Genomic DNA, 17,201 nt, shown 5'->3' on the forward strand with positions numbered 1-17,201 from the left:
AAATAAGAGATCAGTGATGGTCTCTTATTTTTTTGCTATCTTTAACTCGAAATTCAAAGCATTCATTAATCCAATTAAAATACAGCATGAAAAAACAAGTTGCCTTAGGAATAGATATCGGAGGAACAAATACAGCTTTCGGCTTTATTGACAAAGAAGGAAATTACATGGCCGAAGGAAACATTTCCACCAACAATCATGAAGATATAAATGACTATCTCAAAGAACTCCACATGGAGATTGAGAAAGTATTGGACACCATCCGTAATGAAGTGGAATTAACAGGAATCGGTATCGGCGCTCCTTGCGGCAATTATTTACAAGGCACCATAGAGCATGCCTCCAACCTGAGGTGGCCGGGAGTCATTCCTTTTTGCGATTTAATGAAAGAATTCTATCCTCATCTTCCGGTATACCTGACGAATGATGCCAACGCAGCTACTATCGGGGAGATGATTTACGGAGGTGCCAAAGGAATGAAAAACTTCGTTATGGTTACTTTAGGAACCGGTGTGGGCAGCGGTTTTGTCTCCAACGGAGAATTAATTTACGGCCACGACGGTTTCGCCGGGGAACTGGGCCATATCATTGTATCTCCCAATGGCCGGCAATGCGGTTGCGGACGGAATGGCTGTCTCGAAACCTACGTTTCAGCCACCGGCGTGAAGCGGACTGCCTATAAAATGATGGCCAAATACAATTACCCCAGCGAACTGAGAGCCATCCCCTTTAATGAAATGACCTCCAAAACCATCTGTGAGGCTGCCTTAAAAGGCGATATGATTGCTATCAATACTTTCAAATACACGGCAAAAATGCTGGGCGAGGCATTGGCAAATGTAGTGGCTATTACCAGCCCGGAAGCCATATTCCTCATGGGAGGACTGACTAAAGCCGGCGACCTGCTCTTTGGTCCTACGAAAGAACACATGGAAATGAATATGTTAAAAATGTTCAGTAACAAAGTGAAATTATTACCTTCCCAACTGACTAAAAATGTGGCCATTTACGGAGCTGCCGCATTAGTGTGGAAAGAACTGGAGAAATAAACTTTCTTACCCCCCAATGTCATTCCGGATGAATGTGATTTTCATCCGGAATGACATTTTATCTTTTTATCCGATATGAGAATCTTTTTAAGCCTATTTTTTATCCTTTCTATTTTCAGTTGCCACCCTAAGGAAAAGGAACTAAAAATCACAGAGTATGTCAATCCGTTTATCGGAACAGCCGAACACGGACATTGCTTTCCCGGTGCAATCCGTCCTTTCGGAGGTATACAACTCAGCCCGGACAATCCGCGCAGCGGATGGGACTGGTGTTCCGGTTACCATTATTCCGACAGCATCATCGCTTCCTTTTCACTGACCCACTTAAGCGGAACAGGCATCGGGGACCTGCAGGATATCCGGTTCCTTCCGGTGGTTACCTCCCCGGACAGCAATGCCATACCCGAGGAGTACATCCGCTCCGGCTATGCCTTATTTTCGCATGCCGATGAACAGGCAGAGCCCGGTTATTACAGTGTGGTATTCCGCAATGGCATAAAGACAGAACTTTCCGTGACAGACCGTTGCGGCATCCTGTATTACCAATACCCGGCCGACAGCCGCTATGCCCTCACCCTGGACTTAGGAACAGCACGCAACTGGGACAATACTACGGAAACAAGCCTCCGGAAAATCAACAACCGCATGCTGGAAGGCTACCGGAAATCAAGAGGATGGGCCAACGACCAGCGTGTTTATTTTACGATTGAATTTTCACAGGATTGTCAAATATACGTCGGCGAGGAAAAATTCATTCCCCTGGAAAACGGACAAAAATATAAAGGACCCAAATGTTATGCCTGGATTGATTTCGGCAAGCATACCAATAAAATCCTTGCCAAAGTAAGTATCTCTTCAGCCAATACGGACGGAGCTGCGGCTAATTTGGAAAAAGAACTCTCCCACTGGAGTTTTGACAAAGTAAAAAGGGATGCCAAACAGGCATGGAAACGCCAGCTTCAGAAAATCAAAGCCGAAGGGCACAATGAAGACGACCTGAAAATATTTTATACGGCACTTTACCATGCTTATACAGCCCCCTACCTCTTTTCAGATGTAAACGGGAACTACAAAGGACCGGACGGAGAAATTCACAGCGTAAAGAAACATGCCCAGTATACCGTCTTTTCTCTATGGGATACCTATCGGGCTATCCATCCGCTTTTCACCCTCACCCAGAAAAAAAGGGTCGGTGACATGGTTAATTCTTTACTCAAACATTACGATTCCTACGGACTATTACCGGTATGGGAACTGGCAGGAAACGAAACCAACTGTATGATTGGCAATCATGCCGTTGCAGTGATTGCAGAAGCCTGGTTGAAAGGAATCCGGAACTTTGACGGCGAGAAAGCCTACGAAGCCATGAAAAAAACGGTATTAGCCCCCAAAGCCGGCATGGATGCTTACCGCCGCTATCATTATATCCCCTTCGAGACAGAAAATGAATCGGTTTCCAAAACCTTGGAATATGCTTACGACGACTGGTGTGTAGCCCAAATGGCCAAAGCCTTGGGGAAAGAAGAAGACTATCTCTTTTTCTCAGGAGCTTCACGCAATTATGCTCATTTATTTGATCCCTCCACCGGTTTCATGCGGGGAAAATCCGCCGATGGTGAATGGAAGCAACCTTTTTCTCCCCTTTATTCCAAACACCGGGACGATGAATACACCGAAGGGAACGCCTGGCAGTACTCCTGGTTTGTCCCTCACGATGTCGAAGGGTTAATAGCCCTCCACAACGGCAAAGAAGCTTTCTCCTGTAAACTGGACAGCCTATTTACCCTGGAAGCAGCGTTGGAAGGCGAAGACGCTTCTCCTGACATCAGCGGTTTTATCGGTCAGTATGCCCATGGCAACGAACCCTCACACCACATTGCCTATCTTTACAATTATACCGGACAACCGGAAAAAACCCAGTTTTACGTCAACGAGATTCTGAGCAACCTTTATAAAAATACACCGGACGGCCTGTGCGGCAATGAAGATTGCGGACAAATGTCCGCCTGGTATGTCTTCTCAGCCATGGGATTCTATCCTGTCAATCCGGCAGAAGGGAAATACCAGTTAGGGTGTCCCCGGTTCCACAAAATCACTTTAAAGGTCGGACCGGAAAAGAAGTTCACAATAACAGCCAATAAAGACAGCGAAAAACACATCTACGTGAAAGAAGTGTACCTGAACGGCGAAAAACTGGAACGGACCTGGATTACCCATGAAGAGATCATGAAAGGCGGAGAACTGGACTTTGTTTTAGACACCCGGCCTGCCCGTCCTCAGCAAACGGGCCGGTAAAAAATCGGGGTTTTTAAATCCCGGCAGATGTTGTTTTACCTGAAAAGTAAAACAACATCTGCTGATTATAACTTTCCTTCCACCTGCTCACAGGCCACATTTTTTACGTCATAAATAATACCGGAAGGTTTACAAAGTTGTCGCAGGTTCAATTTTCCAAATTCCTGATGGGCTACGGCTAAAATCACCGCCTCGTATGTCCCGTCGGGCAAGGTGGTATAAATGTCCAAACCATACGCTTTTTTCACTTCCTCCGCAGAAGCCCAGGGATCGTAAATATCCACCTGTAAATCAAATTCCTGTAAAGCCCGCACAATATCCACCACTTTAGTATTCCGGACATCCGGACAATTTTCCTTAAAGGTGATTCCCAGGATCAATACTTTGGATTCCTTAATACACAACCCTTTGCGGATCATACATTTCAAAGCCTGTTTGGCCACATATTCCCCCATTCCGTCATTCATCCGGCGACCAGCCAGAATAATTTCCGGATGGTAACCATACTCCTGGGCTTTCTGGGCCAAATAATAAGGGTCCACCCCGATACAATGCCCTCCGACCAAGCCCGGAGAAAAAGACAAAAAATTCCATTTGGTTGAAGCAGCCTTTAAAACCTCCGCCGTATCTATCCCCATCAAATTGAATATTTTTGCCAATTCATTCACAAAAGCAATGTTGATGTCGCGTTGCGAATTTTCAATCACCTTAGCCGCTTCCGCCACTTTTATGGAAGGTGCCAGATGGGTGCCGGCAACAATCACCGAGCGGTATAATTCGTCCACCTGCCGGCCGACTTCCGGAGTAGAGCCAGAGGTCACTTTTTTAATTTTCTCTACCGTATGTTCCTTATCTCCCGGATTAATCCTCTCAGGCGAATATCCGGCAAAAAAATCCCGGTTAAAAACCAATCCCGAAGTACGGGCAATGACCGGAATACACTCTTCTTCCGTTGCTCCGGGATAAACAGTAGATTCATAAATGACAATGTCTCCCCTGCCAATGACCTGGCCTACCGTTTCACTGGCCTTCATCAAAGGCGTCAAATCCGGCCGGTTATGCTTATCCACCGGTGTCGGGACTGTAATCACATAATAATTACACTCCTTCATATCCGCCACATCACAGGTAAAATAAAGGCCGCGTTCGGTTTTACCGGGAACAGACTGCCTCAATACCCCCTTCAGCACTTCGGGCAGTACCTCCAACGTAGAATCTTCTCCTCTTCTCAATTCTTCCACCCGTTCTTTTTTTACGTCAAATCCCACAACGGCATACTTTGTTGCAAAAAGCCGCGCCAACGGCAGCCCTACATATCCCAGACCAATTACAGCAATTTTAATATCTTTCATCATTTTCGGTTTAATTGCAACTTTTCAAATTTTCCCAATACCATTCCACCGCTTCCTCCAGGCCTTTCCGGATATTAAAAAGAGGAGCATAGCCCAGCAGTCTTCTGGCTTTTTCTATCGAAGCCAGCGAATGAGGAATATCCCCTTTTCGGGTCGGTCCATGCAAAACTTCTATACGGGCAATCTCCGGATCATATCGGCTCAGCAATTCTTTCAAATAACCCACCAACTGATTCAAAGTAGTATTTTCCCCGTAAGCCGTATTATAAACCGTATTTAAAGCCAGCGGATTCGTTGTCTCCATTGCCAGCCGGTTCATTTGCAAAACATTATCTATATAAGTAAAATCCCTGGAATACTCCCCGTCGCCGTTAATCAAAGGCGATTCATGCTTCATCAATTGCAACACAAACTTAGGAATGACAGCAGCATAAGCCCCGTCCGGCGATTGTTTGCGCCCGAAAACATTAAAATATCTCAGTCCGATACACTCCATACCATAAGTCCGGGCAAACACATCGGCATATAATTCATTCACATACTTAGTGATAGCATACGGAGATAAAGGTTTCCCGATCACTTCCTCCACCTTCGGCAAGCCCTGGGAATCTCCATAGGTAGAAGAACTGGCCGCATACACAAACCTTTTCACACCACAATCACGGGCCGCAACCAACATATTCAGGAAACCGGAAATATTCACCTCATTGGTCGTCTGAGGGTCATGAATAGAACGAGGCACAGAACCCAAAGCAGCTTCATGGAACACGTATTCCATCCCTTCCACGGCCTTCCGGCAATCTTCCGGATTGCGAATATCCCCCACAATCAGTTTAAACTGCCCCGGAAACTTTCTCAACAAAGCTTCGATATTCTCAAACTTCCCCGTAGCAAAGTTATCCAGGCATCTGACTTCCTCTCCGGATTCCAATAAGGACTCACACAGGTTGGAACCAATAAATCCCGCGCCACCGGTCACTAAAATTTTTCGCATCATTTTTTCTTATTTTACAAGCCCGCAGCCTTCATCGGGAGTGTTTGCAAATGCTCCCTGCAAACCATCGGACAACTTTGCAAAAATACTGCTTTCCACCAGATTATTACGAATATTATTAAAAAATATTACCTTTGTATTCAGTTATATGACGAGTGTGATTCCTATGCAAAATATTGCCATTATTCTCGCCGGAGGGTCCGGGCGAAGGGTCGGAGGATCCATTCCCAAACAGTTTTTAAAAATCAACGGGAAAACCATCTTAGAACATAGTCTCAACAAATTCGAGTCTTTGGCCTGTATTGACGAAATCATTGTTGTTGTCCATGCTTCCTGGCTGGAAGAATGCAGAAACATTATTGTTTCCTCACACTTTCAAAAAGTCAGGCACATCATTGCAGGAGGAAAAGAACGTTACGATTCAGTACTTTGTGCCCTGGAAAACTACAAAACCACAGATTGCAACATCCTCATCCACGATGCAGTCCGGCCGGCCGTTTCTCCCCGTATCATTCAAGAAGTAGCGGAAAATCTGAAGGAATACGCTGCGGTAAATGTTGCTATCCCGGCGACGGACACCATCATACAAACCGACCCGGGCCACACTTTTATCACGGCCATTCCGGAAAGGAAATACTTATATCAGGTGCAGACCCCACAGGGGTTTCATTTGCAAACCTTACGCCAGGCCTATGCCAAAGCCCTTTCGGATCCTCATTTCATCACAACCGACGATTGCAGCGTCATCCACAAATATTTACCCCAGGAAAAAATCAAAATTGTTAAAGGCGAAAACAGCAATATCAAATTTACCTATCCGGAAGACCTGACCCTACTGGAGCAACTCTTAAAATAATGGCAATGAAACAACTCCTTCTTTTCTTTTTCTTCCTCCTGTGGTTTTTTCCTGTTTTTTCTCAAAAACATACCCTGACCTATAAAGCAGAAACCGGGGGCGCCCTGCCGGCCGGCAAACTCCCTTTCTGGTTACATACCAACACCTACGGGAAAATAACAGGAAACACTTATCTCTGGGGTACTGCCGGTCTCTCAACGCCTTTCAGCAAAAGCAACACCCGGGCTTTCGACTTTTCTTTCGGAGCAGAAGGCACAGGCTCATTGGAAAAAGGAGAAGACAACCGCTTGTTCGTCAATCAACTCTATGGCAGACTTCGCTGGCAAAACCTGGTATTAACCTTGGGACTCATCGCTCCGGACACGGAATACGAGGGCTTGTCCGCCACGAATGGAAATATGCTCTATTCCACCAACAGCCGGAACCTTCCCGGAATCAGCCTAAGCACCTGGGATTTCATTAAATTACCGTGGATAGGCAAATGGATATCTTTTAAAGGACAGTATGAAGAATACATGATGACAGACAAACGATATGCAGGCAAACGCACCCGTCTACACCACAAAATGCTGGATATTAAATTTACAATCACCCCCTGTTTCAGTTTTGAAGCCGGTCTGGACCATTATGCACAGTGGGCCGGAACCACAACCAAATACGGGAAATTACCTGCTTCATTCAAGGACTATCTCCGGGTGGTATTAGTCAAAGAAGGAGGAGAGGACGCCCCGGAAAATGAAATTAATAAATTAGGGAATCACATCGGGATGCATTTCGCAAAATTCAAATACCACAACGAAAACTGGGCGGCAGAATTTTATTATAACCACATCTTTGAAGACGGTTCCGGCGAAAAATTCAGGAACCGTCCCGACGGGCTTTATGGTTTTTACTTTACCCGCACCAAAAAACAAAAGTGGCTAAAAAGCATCCTCTACGAGTTTTATTACACCAAATGCCAAAGCGGCCCCTATCACAACGACCCGGTCAGCGGTGAAATAGTGGGAGGAAATGACAACTATTTTAATAACGGGATATATCAATCCGGCTGGACTTTTTTCGGCCATGTCATCGGCTCCCCATTTTTCATTCCCAGGCCTGAAAACGAAGAGGGAATCACCATCGGTATTCTAAACAACCGCTTTTACGCCCACCACCTGGGAATCTGCGGTGAACTACCGCAGGCAATCCAATACAAGCTGCGAATGAGTTACTCCCTGAACTACGGGACCCATTCCCATGCTTTCCGGGATGAAAACAACCGCCCGACCTCCAAACCCCAATTCAGTCTTGGCCTGGAACTCACTGCCCCGGATTGGCATCTACCCTTCCGGACCGCATTAAATATCGGTTTTGACCGTGGGGATATATACAAAAATAATTTTGGAGTGATGATTAAGCTTTTTAAAACGGGAATTTTTTAAATTTGTTTGAATATTGAGCAGATAAATTTTAATTCAAGCGATTGTTGAAAAAAGGTGTGTAAGGCTAATCAGGTAATGAAAAGAATTATTGTCAGGACTCCGAATTTTATCGGAGATACGGTAAATATAACTCCTTGTCTGGAATTAGTAAAGAAAGAATATCCGGATGCAGAATTGATTATCGTCGGTCCGGAATTTGTGAAAGATATTTTCAAATATGATAAACAAGTAAGCGGATTTATCACTTTCTCTTCGAAAAAAAAGAGAAAATTGTCCACTTATTTTTCCATCATCAAAGAATTGCGTAAATACCGAGGAGATTTAGGCATCATTTTTGTCAATACCTTCATTTCAGCCGTACTGTTCAAACTGGGAAAAGTAAAAATCAATATCGGTTACCGGAAAGAAGGCAGAAGCCTGTTACTTGATTTCAGTCCGAAACTCAATTACCAAAAGCATTACATCAATCGTTATGCTTCCCTGTTCAACGAATTTATCGGGAATAAATATGTAACCCTCCCCCCCCTTTCCCTTCCGCATACCGGAAAAGCCACCTTTCATTTTTCCAATGCCCAGCCCACTATCGGTCTCTATCTGGGAGGCGAAAATAAAGGTTACCGCCACTACCGTCCGGAACAATCCGTTCAATTGCTCCGGTTGCTGAATGAAAACGGATATAATCTGGTACTTATCGGAGATGCCGACGATAACATCCAACACACCCGATACATAGCAGAAGCCCGGATCAGCAATATCATTAATCTGACAGCGAATACTACAGTCGAGGAATTTATCAACACGATTTCTAATGTGGACGTGCTGGTCACAATTGATTCAAGTGCCCTGCACATCGCAGCAGCCGTAGGGACTCCTTTCATCGCTTTAATGGGACTTTCCACCAGTCCCACCTCAACCATTATGCCCAAAGTGAATTTCGGCCATATTCTTAAAGTGGAAAACAATCTGATCCGGGAAGAAGATTACATCCGGAATATCACGCCGGAACTGATCCTGGAAAATATCCGGCAACTATTAGCTAAGCAGATTGCTCCTTAAACGGAGAATCCTCCAAAGCATAAAATTGATCCCCATACAGGTAAAACATCGCCAAAAAGAACAAAACCACAGGAACGGCATCACTGACAATCAGCAAGACCTCGAAATTTGCATCAATAAAAAAGGCCAGCATAACAGACAAAGGCAAAAAAGCATATTGCCGTTTCCGGACCATACGGGCAAAAGGCCTTATAAACCAACTCAGAATATAACACAACCCGGCAATTCCACCCAACATCCAATATTGCAGATAAGAGTTATGGCTATGGGTTAAACCTGCAACCACTACATTCCCGGAATTCAGGTACCATTGTTTGGAAACAGAATTAGTATATACTCCCAGCCCTCCCAAGGCATATTCGTCAAAGTGCTCAAAACATGCTTTATAAAAAACAAAACGGGGGACAATAGAACTTCCCGAGGCCAGCCTTTCCTCCCTCACATCTTCTATCTCTCTCTGCATTTGCTGCCAACGCTCATCAAAACTGGACGGACGGAAAACAAAGGCGCCAACAAGCATAACCGACAAAAAGGCAAACAACCTCCAACGATATTTTAAAGAAAACCGCCGGAAAAAATAAAGGTTCAACACCACAAAACCACATAGAAAGGACAAGATGGAACTCTTGGTCACCGTCAAAGACAAAAACCAGACTAAAATAATAAACAGCACAAATGCCACACCTTTCTCAATACGCCTGGTTTGCACAAGTCCGAAGAAATAAGCAATCAAAGCCGAAGCATATATCTGCAAAGCCTGAGCATCCAAATAGACCTTCCCCCCCCACAATGACTTCGTGAATCCGAAACGACTTTGATAAAGATGTTCTATCGTCTGAACCGTGTCGGTGAATAAACCGGTCCCACCCAAATAAAACAGGAAAAACAAATTAAAAGAAAACACACTGAGCCCGAATACCAACAAAAATTTTTTCAACAATTGTAAGGTCACAAATGGTTTAGCCGAAAGGACATACAACACCCCTAACAGGAAAAAGAAAAACTCAGGTTCGAAAATACCGTATCCGGGTTTAAATCCGACATACTTTCCGCTACTGGTCAAAATCAGGGTCTGAACAGCTAAATAAAGAAGATAAAAAACAGGCACCAGGACATAAAAACGGGCAGACTTGAAATTCCGGACAAACTCATCCCGGTATTTTATCACGTTCCACACCAGTCCGACCGCAATCAAAACAGTCTGCACAACATTAAATAACGCCCCCCATGTCCCCAGAAAAAAAGCTATAACCAGAAACAACCAGACTTCAATGTTTTTCATAAATATTACTCAATTTCAAGAATGGGGAGCAAATATACTTATTTCAGGGAATTATCAGCCATCATTTCCCTTTTTTCATGGAAATCCCGTTCCAGAATCCGGGAAAAAATTTCAGCCCCCCTCCTGTTTAAATGACCGGCATCCATGAAACAGGAATCCGGCAAAAGCATATCACCGTAATCCAGAAAAGGAATCTCCCGGAAATTAGTGTCTATGCACTGATAAAAATTATCCATATTAAAATAATGGCCGGCATTATACATAGGAACATTCACAAAATACAAACGGATATTCTTCTCCTCACACAGCCGGACAATCTTTTGAAGATAGGTCAATTGCAAAGGATAGGTAATGCAACTGTTTTTATCCTTCCCTTGCCTCGATGCTATATCCTTAGCCAATTTGCAGTCGGGCAACCCCAAAAAACCTCCTTCCAGACAAGGTTCCTGCCAGAAAGGACGCAACAAACGCCCTGCCATATACAAAGGCATCTCGTCGAGATAATCCTGCAAAGTACTCCAGTCCAACAGGCAAAGGGTAGAGTTGAACTTATACACTCCGGGGATATGGGTACCGGCCGAAAGACTCCGGGGATTGACACTAAGCAGAAGGGTATCAAAAGTCTTTTGCCCGGAAGTCAGCATCTGCAGCTTAGCATAGCAAAACAGATAGGATTCACTGCTTTCTGAAAAATTGAAGCTATTGGAAAAAAGGGAATCATTGATACCACACTCTGTATGGGAATCCCCTAAAATCAAAATCTTCCGGGAAGCGTCAGGAAGACTGAGACTGTCCGGACGGTGCAAATAATAACCCAAACCGATTATCGCCGGCAATATAGTCAATGGCAATATAAAAACAATCCCTTTCCTTATAAATTTGCAAATCATATTTTAGAACTGAAAATAAATAAAATCAACAGATTCCCCCCCAAACATCAGAATCAGTAAAACAAGCACATAATAAATGCTCCAGCGCACACCCTGCGAACGAATTTGCCTGTCTATGGCCAATGCATGTTCTTTATCCCGTTGTATCCACTCCACTAACAATAAGATTAAAATTCCTCCCGCAGCTATCCCGCAGCCTTCCCAATGCGGCCAGGAAAACAAAGAAGCCGAGAACATACGCCTCAGATAAGCGATGGCCTGTGTCATATTTTCTGCACGGAAAATCACCCAACCGGTCATCACCAGCCCGAAAGTCACTCCCATCTGCAACACTTCTTTTCCATTCGGCCAGAACCTGCCACGAGCCACCGTATCCTGATATTTCCTGTTTTTTCCCAACAGCAAAAGGGGCAGAAACAAAAACGCATGATATGCCCCCCAGACGATAAACGTCCAGTTGGCCCCATGCCACAGGCCACTGAGTAAAAAAATAACCATTGTATTGCGGAACACCATTCCCTTCTTACCCCGGCTTCCCCCCAGAGGAATATAGACATAATCCCTGAACCAGGTGTTCAGAGAGATATGCCACCTCCGCCAAAACTCCGCAATATCCCGGGAAAAATAAGGGAAATGAAAATTCTTCATCAAATCTATCCCAAACAGACGGGCCGTACCGATTGCAATATCGGAATAACCGGAAAAATCACCGTAAATCTGAAATGTAAACAAAACAGCACCTAACAACAACGTACTTCCCGACTCATGTGTGTAATGATTAAAAATAACAGTGACAGCCACAGCACAATTGTCCGCTACCACCACTTTCTTAAAAAATCCCCACAAAATCTGGCGCATACCGTCCATTGCCTTTCCATAGTCAAAACTCCGGGACTTCGCAAACTGAGGCAATAAATTAGTGGCTCTTTCAATAGGTCCGGCCACCAGTTGAGGGAAAAAACTGATATAAGCAAAAAAAGTAACAATATCGCAGGTAGGACTGATTCTCTTCTGATAAACGTCTATGGTGTAACTCAACGCCTGAAAAGTATAAAAACTGATGCCGACAGGCAAAAGGACATCCAGCATAACCCAATCAGGCTCATACCCCAGAGACCTGAACAAAGCGGCCAGATTTTCCGAAAAAAAATTAAAATATTTAAAAAGTCCGAGAATGAAAAGATTAAGTGAGATATTGCCTGCACTAATCCATTTCTGAACCCGGCGGTTCCCATCATTTTTCTGCAGTAATATTCCGCTCCAGTAACTACAAAATGAGGTGAAGGCTATCAAAAGCAAAAAACGCAAATCCCACCAACCGTAAAAAAGATAACTGGCCGCAACAACAAACAGATTCTGCCACTGCCTGGATCCAGACAACATCCAATAACAGCAAAACACCAAAGGCAAAAAAAACAGAAATTCTATCGAATTAAATAACATCTTCCGTTTTCAACTACAATTTATCAAAGTAATTATACCGGATACATTAACCAGACACCAGCTTTATAATAGCACAACGGACAAAATTAAAGAATCTTTATATATATGGCAAATTTTAATCTCACACATCTTTGAAATTCAATATTTTTACTTCCCTACTGTTGTTTTCACCCATGAATGCCGATTAAAACAGAAAACATTGCTTTCTCTTCATAATATTTTCTATTTTTGTACTGAAAAAAATTATAGTTCATAATTATTTACGAATGAAGTCATTTGTATTTCCCGGTAATATAGAGCCGGAAATATTAGAAATCGGGGCTCGCCAGATTCCTTATATGCGGACCGAAGCTTTTTCAGCCATAGTTAAAGAATGTGAACAAATCATGTTGGAGCTGATGGGATGTCCCGGTGGGCGTGTTATTTTTTACACCGCCTCAGGAACGGCTGCCATGGACGCAACTGTCGCCTGTTATGTCTCTACAAGAAAAAAAGCACTCGCTATTGCAGGAGGCTCTTTCGGACACAGGTGGCACTCTTTATGCAAGTATTACCACGTCCCCTGTGATGTTTTTGAAGTTCCGTTCGCTAAAGACATCGACTACGAAGCATTAGAAAAAATGATGCAAACCTCACAGCCGGACGTGCTGTTATGCCAACATCACGAAACTTCTTCCGGGGAATTATTCAACATTGATGAAATATCCCGGCTATGTAAAAAATACAACATCACACTGGTCGTAGATGCCATCAGCTCCTTTTTGGCTGATTCTTATAATATGTCCCGGTCAGGAGTTGACATGACCATCATCAGCAGCCAGAAAGGACTAAACATCCCCCCGGGATTATCATTTATCATCCTGTCTTCAAAAATATCAGAACAGGAATTCAAACACCTGAATTTCTATCTGGATTTTGAGGAAAACCTGAAAAATCTGGTACGCGGTCAAACACCTTATAGCCCGGCAACCACCATATTTCTTCAATTACATGCCCGGCTGAAAATGATTCAAAAAAACGGAATAGCCCCCATTTTACAAAAAATACGGGAAAACGCCTTACATTTCAGACAGCGATGTAAAGAAAACAATTGGCAAATACCAGCAGAAACACCTTCAAACTGCATCACCGGATTTTATGTAAAAAAAGACGGTTATGCCATTTTTAAGGAATTACTGAAAAAAGAAATCTTTGTTATGCCGGGGGGGATCAATAACTTTTTAAGGGTCTCTCATCTGGGCTGTCAAACTCCGGAAGACTGCGACATGTTAGCTAAATCCATCAAAAACATAGAAAATACTCTATGAAAAAAAAAGAAATTATTGTCTATACCTCAGGTACATGGGACCTATTTCATATAGGCCATCTGAATATTCTGGAAAAATCAGCAGCTTTAGGAGATAAATTAATCGTTGGAGTCAGTACCGACGAACTGATATACAGTTATAAAGGTATAAAACCCATTATTCCGTTTGAGGAACGAATGCGCATCATTGAAGCCATTGGCGTAGTTTCAAAAGTGGTGCCCCAGGAAATCCTGACAGATATCCGTCAACTAAAAGAATTCGATGTCGACATCGTCACAATCGGAGATGACTGGAAAAACAAATACCTGGAAGGATTGGAATGGATGAAATCCCAACCGGACAAACAAGTGGTATACCTGCCTTATACCGGAGGCATCAGTACAACCTCAATCAAAAAAACAATTATCGATAACGCAAACGCTATTATTTTGGCAAATCTCGAACGGGAACAACGGGATTGGACAGGAAAAGACAACACCAATTCAACACCTGAAAAATGAAAATAATACTTTTTTGCGAACAAAAATATGCCATCCACATCTTACATCCTATTCAGGAAGAAGCAGACCGTCAAGGAGGACACGGGATATTGTGGTACGTGCATAAAAAAAACATTCCTGATTTTCCCTTAAAAGACCAGGTCAACTGGACCAATAATATACAGGATATTTACGATTACAGGCCGGAAGTTATATTTGTACCCTGTAACATCGTTCCTTACTACCTGCCAGGGGTAAAAATCCAAATCTTTCACGGCTACGCCGCAGAGAAAAAAGACCACTGGATCATCCGCAGGTATTTCGATGCTTATTTTACGCAAGGCCCTTTCTTCACCAAAGTTTTTTCGGCCCTATCCCGAAAATACAAAGACTTCGAAGTGACAGAAACCGGATGGCCCCGCCAGGACTGGATTTTTCATCATTTACACGCTTTTGATGCAGAAAAAAAAGCCTTACTGGAACAATACCAACGGGAAAAAATGGTATTGTATGCACCAACCTTTTCCCCATCCCTGACCTCCCTTCCCCATTTAAAAGCAGGGTTGGAACAATTGGTAAAAGAAAAAAACATTCTTCTCTTGCTGAAATTCCATCCTCTAACCAAAGATGAATGGAAAGAGGAATACCGCCTTTGGGCTCAGCAGCAGCCAAACGTAGTCTGGATAGAAGACCACGATATCACCAAATACGAACTGATGTCGGACGTCATGCTCAGCGACACCTCTTCTACGGTATACGAATTCTTACTGCTGGACAAACCGGTAATCACCTATAAAACCGTAGCTAAAGATATATACTGGATCGATATCCAGAAAGCAGAAGACCTGTCTTCTGCTTATGAACAGGCACTCCACGACGATAGCTCCTTGCAGAAACGCCAATGGATTATCGATAACTACGACCCTTATCTGGACGGTAAAGTCTGCCAACGCATGCTGGCCGCTGCCGCAGATTATATTGCCCGCAAAGGAGTCCCGCAGAAACGTCCACTCAATTTATGGAGAAAATATACCAGTATTAAAAAATTCGGTAAAATCCGAAAGAACTAATCTCCTTTAATCCGATGAAACTCATATTGCATCCCCAGTTTGAGCATCTGCGCCAGTTCGTTGAAGAATTGCCCCAACGTTTCTCCAAGGAAGGAGAAGTGCTTCAGGACCGGCGGAATACGATTAAAGTATTTCACGTAAATGGCTTGGATATTAATGTGAAACGTTTCCGGGTACCTTTCTTTTTCAACCGTATTATTTATACTTTTTTCCGGGCTTCCAAAGCCTCCAAAGCATATCTTAACGCTCTGGAAGTGCTTCGCCGGGGATTTGAAACTCCCCATTCCATTGCTTACATCGAACAATACCGGGGGGGGCTTCTGCACTGGAGTTACTACATCAGCCTGCAAAGTTCCTTCCGGCAGGAAATGAGAGACTATTATTTCGGTCCGCTAACAGGAAATGAACCTTTAATAAAAGCATTTGCCCAATACACGGCAGACCTGCATGAAAACGGCATTTGTCACAATGATTACTCTCCCGGCAACGTGTTGATAGGCCGGAATCAGGAACAATACCGTTTTTCATTAGTGGATATCAACCGGATGAAATTCAAACCCATGAATCTAAAAGAGGGATGCCGCAACCTGAAAAGGATGTTTGAGAATCAGGAATTATATGTCTTCCTGGCCAGGGAATACGCCCGGAAACGCGGTTTTTCCCCGGAAGAATGCATCAAACAAACCTTACATTACAACCGCTTGTCTCTCCAAAGGGACCGCAGGAAAAAACGGGTAAAAAGATTCAGGAAAAAACTTTTCACCTGGTTATCCTTTTAATTGCGGATCCACATCTTCCGGTTTTACGCGGCTCTCCCAGATTTTAGCAATGGTAGTGAATTTATAGAAAGCTTCCATTCCGGCATTCACCAATCCGGCCTTGCCATCCCTAAACCCTCCTTTTAAAATATAAGCTTTTATAAAACGATAAGCCGGAGCATAAAACAAAGACCAATAACTGTAAGATTTTCCCGAACGCTTCAACACTTCATTATCAGTATAGGCATTTAGTTTTCTCCATTTCAGATTCAGAGGATTATTGATCAAATGGACAAAAGCCAAATCTTTTCGTTGTTTGGGTATCTTTACTGTTTTTCCCGCTAACTGAGGAACTGTATGCACATAAGGAGGCCAATAGGCACCTTCTTTCCGGAAAAAACGCAGGATATAATCCGGATAATCACCGTGCATAAATCTCCCCATCAGATAGTTTTTGCGGGGAATCCACAAACCCTCCGGAGGATTGCTCTGCCGAATATAAGCATATAAATACTGTTTTAAAGCCAACGGAACAACCTCATCCGAATCCACAACCAACACCCATTCCCAGGTTGCGGAATGGATGGCAAAATTACGAGCCGGCTCCGGAGGATTGCATGGTTCGTGGAAAATAATCCGGGTATTGTATTTTTTTGCAATCTCAAGTGTCTTATCCGTACTATACATATCACAAATCACTATTTCATCAAACCCGGACACAGAGTTCAATACCCGTTCTAAAAACTTTTCTGAGTTATAAGTATGAATTACCACCGATATTTTCATAAGCCGCCTTATATTAAAACCAACTGCCGCCACAGCCTTCTGACACCAAAATACATTTCAGCAACAGGCCTCCCCACCAACTTAATGGTACGTTTATTTTGGTCAGATATACAGAAGACCTACCCGCCCGGTTATAATAAATAAAAGATTGACTATATGT

At 43.5% G+C, this 17,201-nt stretch carries 15 protein-coding genes; 9 read left to right on the forward strand and 6 right to left on the reverse strand.

The window, feature by feature from the left end; genetic code table 11:
• The first annotated feature begins 86 nt into the window (after positions 1-86).
• Positions 87-1,049: an ROK family protein gene (locus tag D1136_RS05920; protein ID WP_161876697.1), complete on the forward strand. Its 963-nt coding sequence runs from the start codon at positions 87-89 to the stop codon at positions 1,047-1,049.
• Positions 1,050-1,124: 75 nt separating this feature from the next.
• Positions 1,125-3,344 carry a GH92 family glycosyl hydrolase gene (locus D1136_RS05925; RefSeq protein WP_161876698.1) on the forward strand — a complete coding sequence of 740 codons (2,220 nt, stop codon included), beginning with the start codon at positions 1,125-1,127 and terminating at the stop codon, positions 3,342-3,344.
• A 65-nt stretch (positions 3,345-3,409) separates the two neighbouring features.
• Here the strand turns inward: D1136_RS05925 and D1136_RS05930 are convergent, their stop codons facing one another.
• Both D1136_RS05930 and D1136_RS05935 read right to left on the reverse strand, forming a co-directional pair.
• Positions 3,410-4,696 carry a nucleotide sugar dehydrogenase gene (locus tag D1136_RS05930; RefSeq protein ID WP_161876699.1) on the reverse strand — a complete coding sequence of 429 codons (1,287 nt, stop codon included), beginning with the start codon at positions 4,694-4,696 and terminating at the stop codon, positions 3,410-3,412.
• A 10-nt stretch (positions 4,697-4,706) separates the two neighbouring features.
• Positions 4,707-5,690 (reverse strand): SDR family oxidoreductase, encoded by a 984-nt coding sequence (locus D1136_RS05935; RefSeq protein WP_161876746.1) that lies wholly within the window; start codon positions 5,688-5,690, stop codon positions 4,707-4,709.
• A gap of 148 nt (positions 5,691-5,838) precedes the next feature.
• Between D1136_RS05935 and ispD the strand changes: the two genes are divergently transcribed.
• From ispD to D1136_RS05950, 3 genes are all read left to right on the forward strand, one after another.
• The gene (ispD, locus tag D1136_RS05940; RefSeq protein WP_237567000.1) at positions 5,839-6,546 is read left to right on the forward strand and encodes a 2-C-methyl-D-erythritol 4-phosphate cytidylyltransferase; all 708 of its coding nucleotides are present in this window, start codon (positions 5,839-5,841) and stop codon (positions 6,544-6,546) included.
• A gap of 5 nt (positions 6,547-6,551) precedes the next feature.
• Positions 6,552-7,970, forward strand: coding sequence for a capsule assembly Wzi family protein (locus tag D1136_RS05945; RefSeq protein ID WP_161876700.1), 1,419 nt, complete (start codon positions 6,552-6,554; stop codon positions 7,968-7,970).
• 75 nt (positions 7,971-8,045) lie between these two features.
• Positions 8,046-9,026, forward strand: a complete 981-nt coding sequence (locus D1136_RS05950) for a glycosyltransferase family 9 protein (RefSeq protein WP_161876701.1) — start codon at positions 8,046-8,048, stop codon at positions 9,024-9,026.
• Here D1136_RS05950 and D1136_RS05955 read toward each other — a convergent pair.
• Genes D1136_RS05955 through D1136_RS05965 form a run of 3 tightly spaced genes read right to left on the reverse strand, consistent with a single transcriptional unit; the run spans position 9,007 to position 12,641 of the window.
• Positions 9,007-10,308, reverse strand: coding sequence for an O-antigen ligase (locus D1136_RS05955; RefSeq protein WP_161876702.1), 1,302 nt, complete (start codon positions 10,306-10,308; stop codon positions 9,007-9,009). The genes D1136_RS05950 and D1136_RS05955 overlap by 20 nt on opposite strands.
• A 38-nt stretch (positions 10,309-10,346) precedes the next feature.
• The gene (locus tag D1136_RS05960) at positions 10,347-11,198 is read right to left on the reverse strand and encodes a hypothetical protein (RefSeq protein WP_161876703.1); all 852 of its coding nucleotides are present in this window, start codon (positions 11,196-11,198) and stop codon (positions 10,347-10,349) included.
• A gap of 3 nt (positions 11,199-11,201) precedes the next feature.
• Positions 11,202-12,641, reverse strand: a complete 1,440-nt coding sequence (locus tag D1136_RS05965; RefSeq protein WP_161876704.1) for an MBOAT family protein — start codon at positions 12,639-12,641, stop codon at positions 11,202-11,204.
• A 266-nt stretch (positions 12,642-12,907) separates the two neighbouring features.
• Between D1136_RS05965 and D1136_RS05970 the strand changes: the two genes are divergently transcribed.
• From D1136_RS05970 to D1136_RS05985, 4 genes are read left to right on the forward strand one after another with little or no spacing between them, the layout of a single operon-like run.
• Positions 12,908-13,948: an alanine--glyoxylate aminotransferase family protein gene (locus D1136_RS05970; RefSeq protein ID WP_161876705.1), complete on the forward strand. Its 1,041-nt coding sequence runs from the start codon at positions 12,908-12,910 to the stop codon at positions 13,946-13,948.
• Complete coding sequence (locus tag D1136_RS05975) at positions 13,945-14,448, forward strand: adenylyltransferase/cytidyltransferase family protein (protein ID WP_161876706.1); 504 nt, start codon at positions 13,945-13,947, stop codon at positions 14,446-14,448. Before D1136_RS05970 ends, D1136_RS05975 begins: the two co-directional genes overlap by 4 nt.
• A complete protein-coding gene (locus tag D1136_RS05980; protein WP_161876707.1) occupies positions 14,445-15,497 on the forward strand; it encodes a CDP-glycerol glycerophosphotransferase family protein in 1,053 nt (350 codons plus the stop codon). The genes D1136_RS05975 and D1136_RS05980 overlap by 4 nt, the downstream gene beginning before the upstream one ends.
• Before the next feature lie 14 nt (positions 15,498-15,511).
• Positions 15,512-16,276: a lipopolysaccharide kinase InaA family protein gene (locus D1136_RS05985; protein ID WP_161876708.1), complete on the forward strand. Its 765-nt coding sequence runs from the start codon at positions 15,512-15,514 to the stop codon at positions 16,274-16,276.
• Here the strand turns inward: D1136_RS05985 and D1136_RS05990 are convergent.
• Positions 16,265-17,041 carry a glycosyltransferase family 2 protein gene (locus tag D1136_RS05990; RefSeq protein ID WP_161876709.1) on the reverse strand — a complete coding sequence of 259 codons (777 nt, stop codon included), beginning with the start codon at positions 17,039-17,041 and terminating at the stop codon, positions 16,265-16,267. The genes D1136_RS05985 and D1136_RS05990 overlap by 12 nt on opposite strands.
• Positions 17,042-17,201: the final 160 nt, after the last annotated feature.

The organism is Odoribacter sp. Z80, from assembly GCF_009935865.1.
GTDB lineage: Bacteria > Bacteroidota > Bacteroidia > Bacteroidales > Marinifilaceae > Odoribacter.

Coding starts and splice junctions, on each gene's coding strand:
- D1136_RS05970 (WP_161876705.1), top strand. CDS start 12,908: ATGAAGTCATTTGTATTTCCCGGTAATATAGAGCCGGAAATATTAGAA.
- D1136_RS05985 (WP_161876708.1), top strand. CDS start 15,512: ATGAAACTCATATTGCATCCCCAGTTTGAGCATCTGCGCCAGTTCGTT.
- D1136_RS05935 (WP_161876746.1), bottom strand. CDS start 5,690: ATGCGAAAAATTTTAGTGACCGGTGGCGCGGGATTTATTGGTTCCAAC.
- D1136_RS05925 (WP_161876698.1), top strand. CDS start 1,125: ATGAGAATCTTTTTAAGCCTATTTTTTATCCTTTCTATTTTCAGTTGC.
- D1136_RS05990 (WP_161876709.1), bottom strand. CDS start 17,041: ATGAAAATATCGGTGGTAATTCATACTTATAACTCAGAAAAGTTTTTA.
- D1136_RS05930 (WP_161876699.1), bottom strand. CDS start 4,696: ATGAAAGATATTAAAATTGCTGTAATTGGTCTGGGATATGTAGGGCTG.
- D1136_RS05950 (WP_161876701.1), top strand. CDS start 8,046: ATGAAAAGAATTATTGTCAGGACTCCGAATTTTATCGGAGATACGGTA.
- D1136_RS05980 (WP_161876707.1), top strand. CDS start 14,445: ATGAAAATAATACTTTTTTGCGAACAAAAATATGCCATCCACATCTTA.
- D1136_RS05945 (WP_161876700.1), top strand. CDS start 6,552: ATGAAACAACTCCTTCTTTTCTTTTTCTTCCTCCTGTGGTTTTTTCCT.
- D1136_RS05965 (WP_161876704.1), bottom strand. CDS start 12,641: ATGTTATTTAATTCGATAGAATTTCTGTTTTTTTTGCCTTTGGTGTTT.
- ispD (WP_237567000.1), top strand. CDS start 5,839: ATGACGAGTGTGATTCCTATGCAAAATATTGCCATTATTCTCGCCGGA.
- D1136_RS05920 (WP_161876697.1), top strand. CDS start 87: ATGAAAAAACAAGTTGCCTTAGGAATAGATATCGGAGGAACAAATACA.
- D1136_RS05960 (WP_161876703.1), bottom strand. CDS start 11,198: ATGATTTGCAAATTTATAAGGAAAGGGATTGTTTTTATATTGCCATTG.
- D1136_RS05975 (WP_161876706.1), top strand. CDS start 13,945: ATGAAAAAAAAAGAAATTATTGTCTATACCTCAGGTACATGGGACCTA.
- D1136_RS05955 (WP_161876702.1), bottom strand. CDS start 10,308: ATGAAAAACATTGAAGTCTGGTTGTTTCTGGTTATAGCTTTTTTTCTG.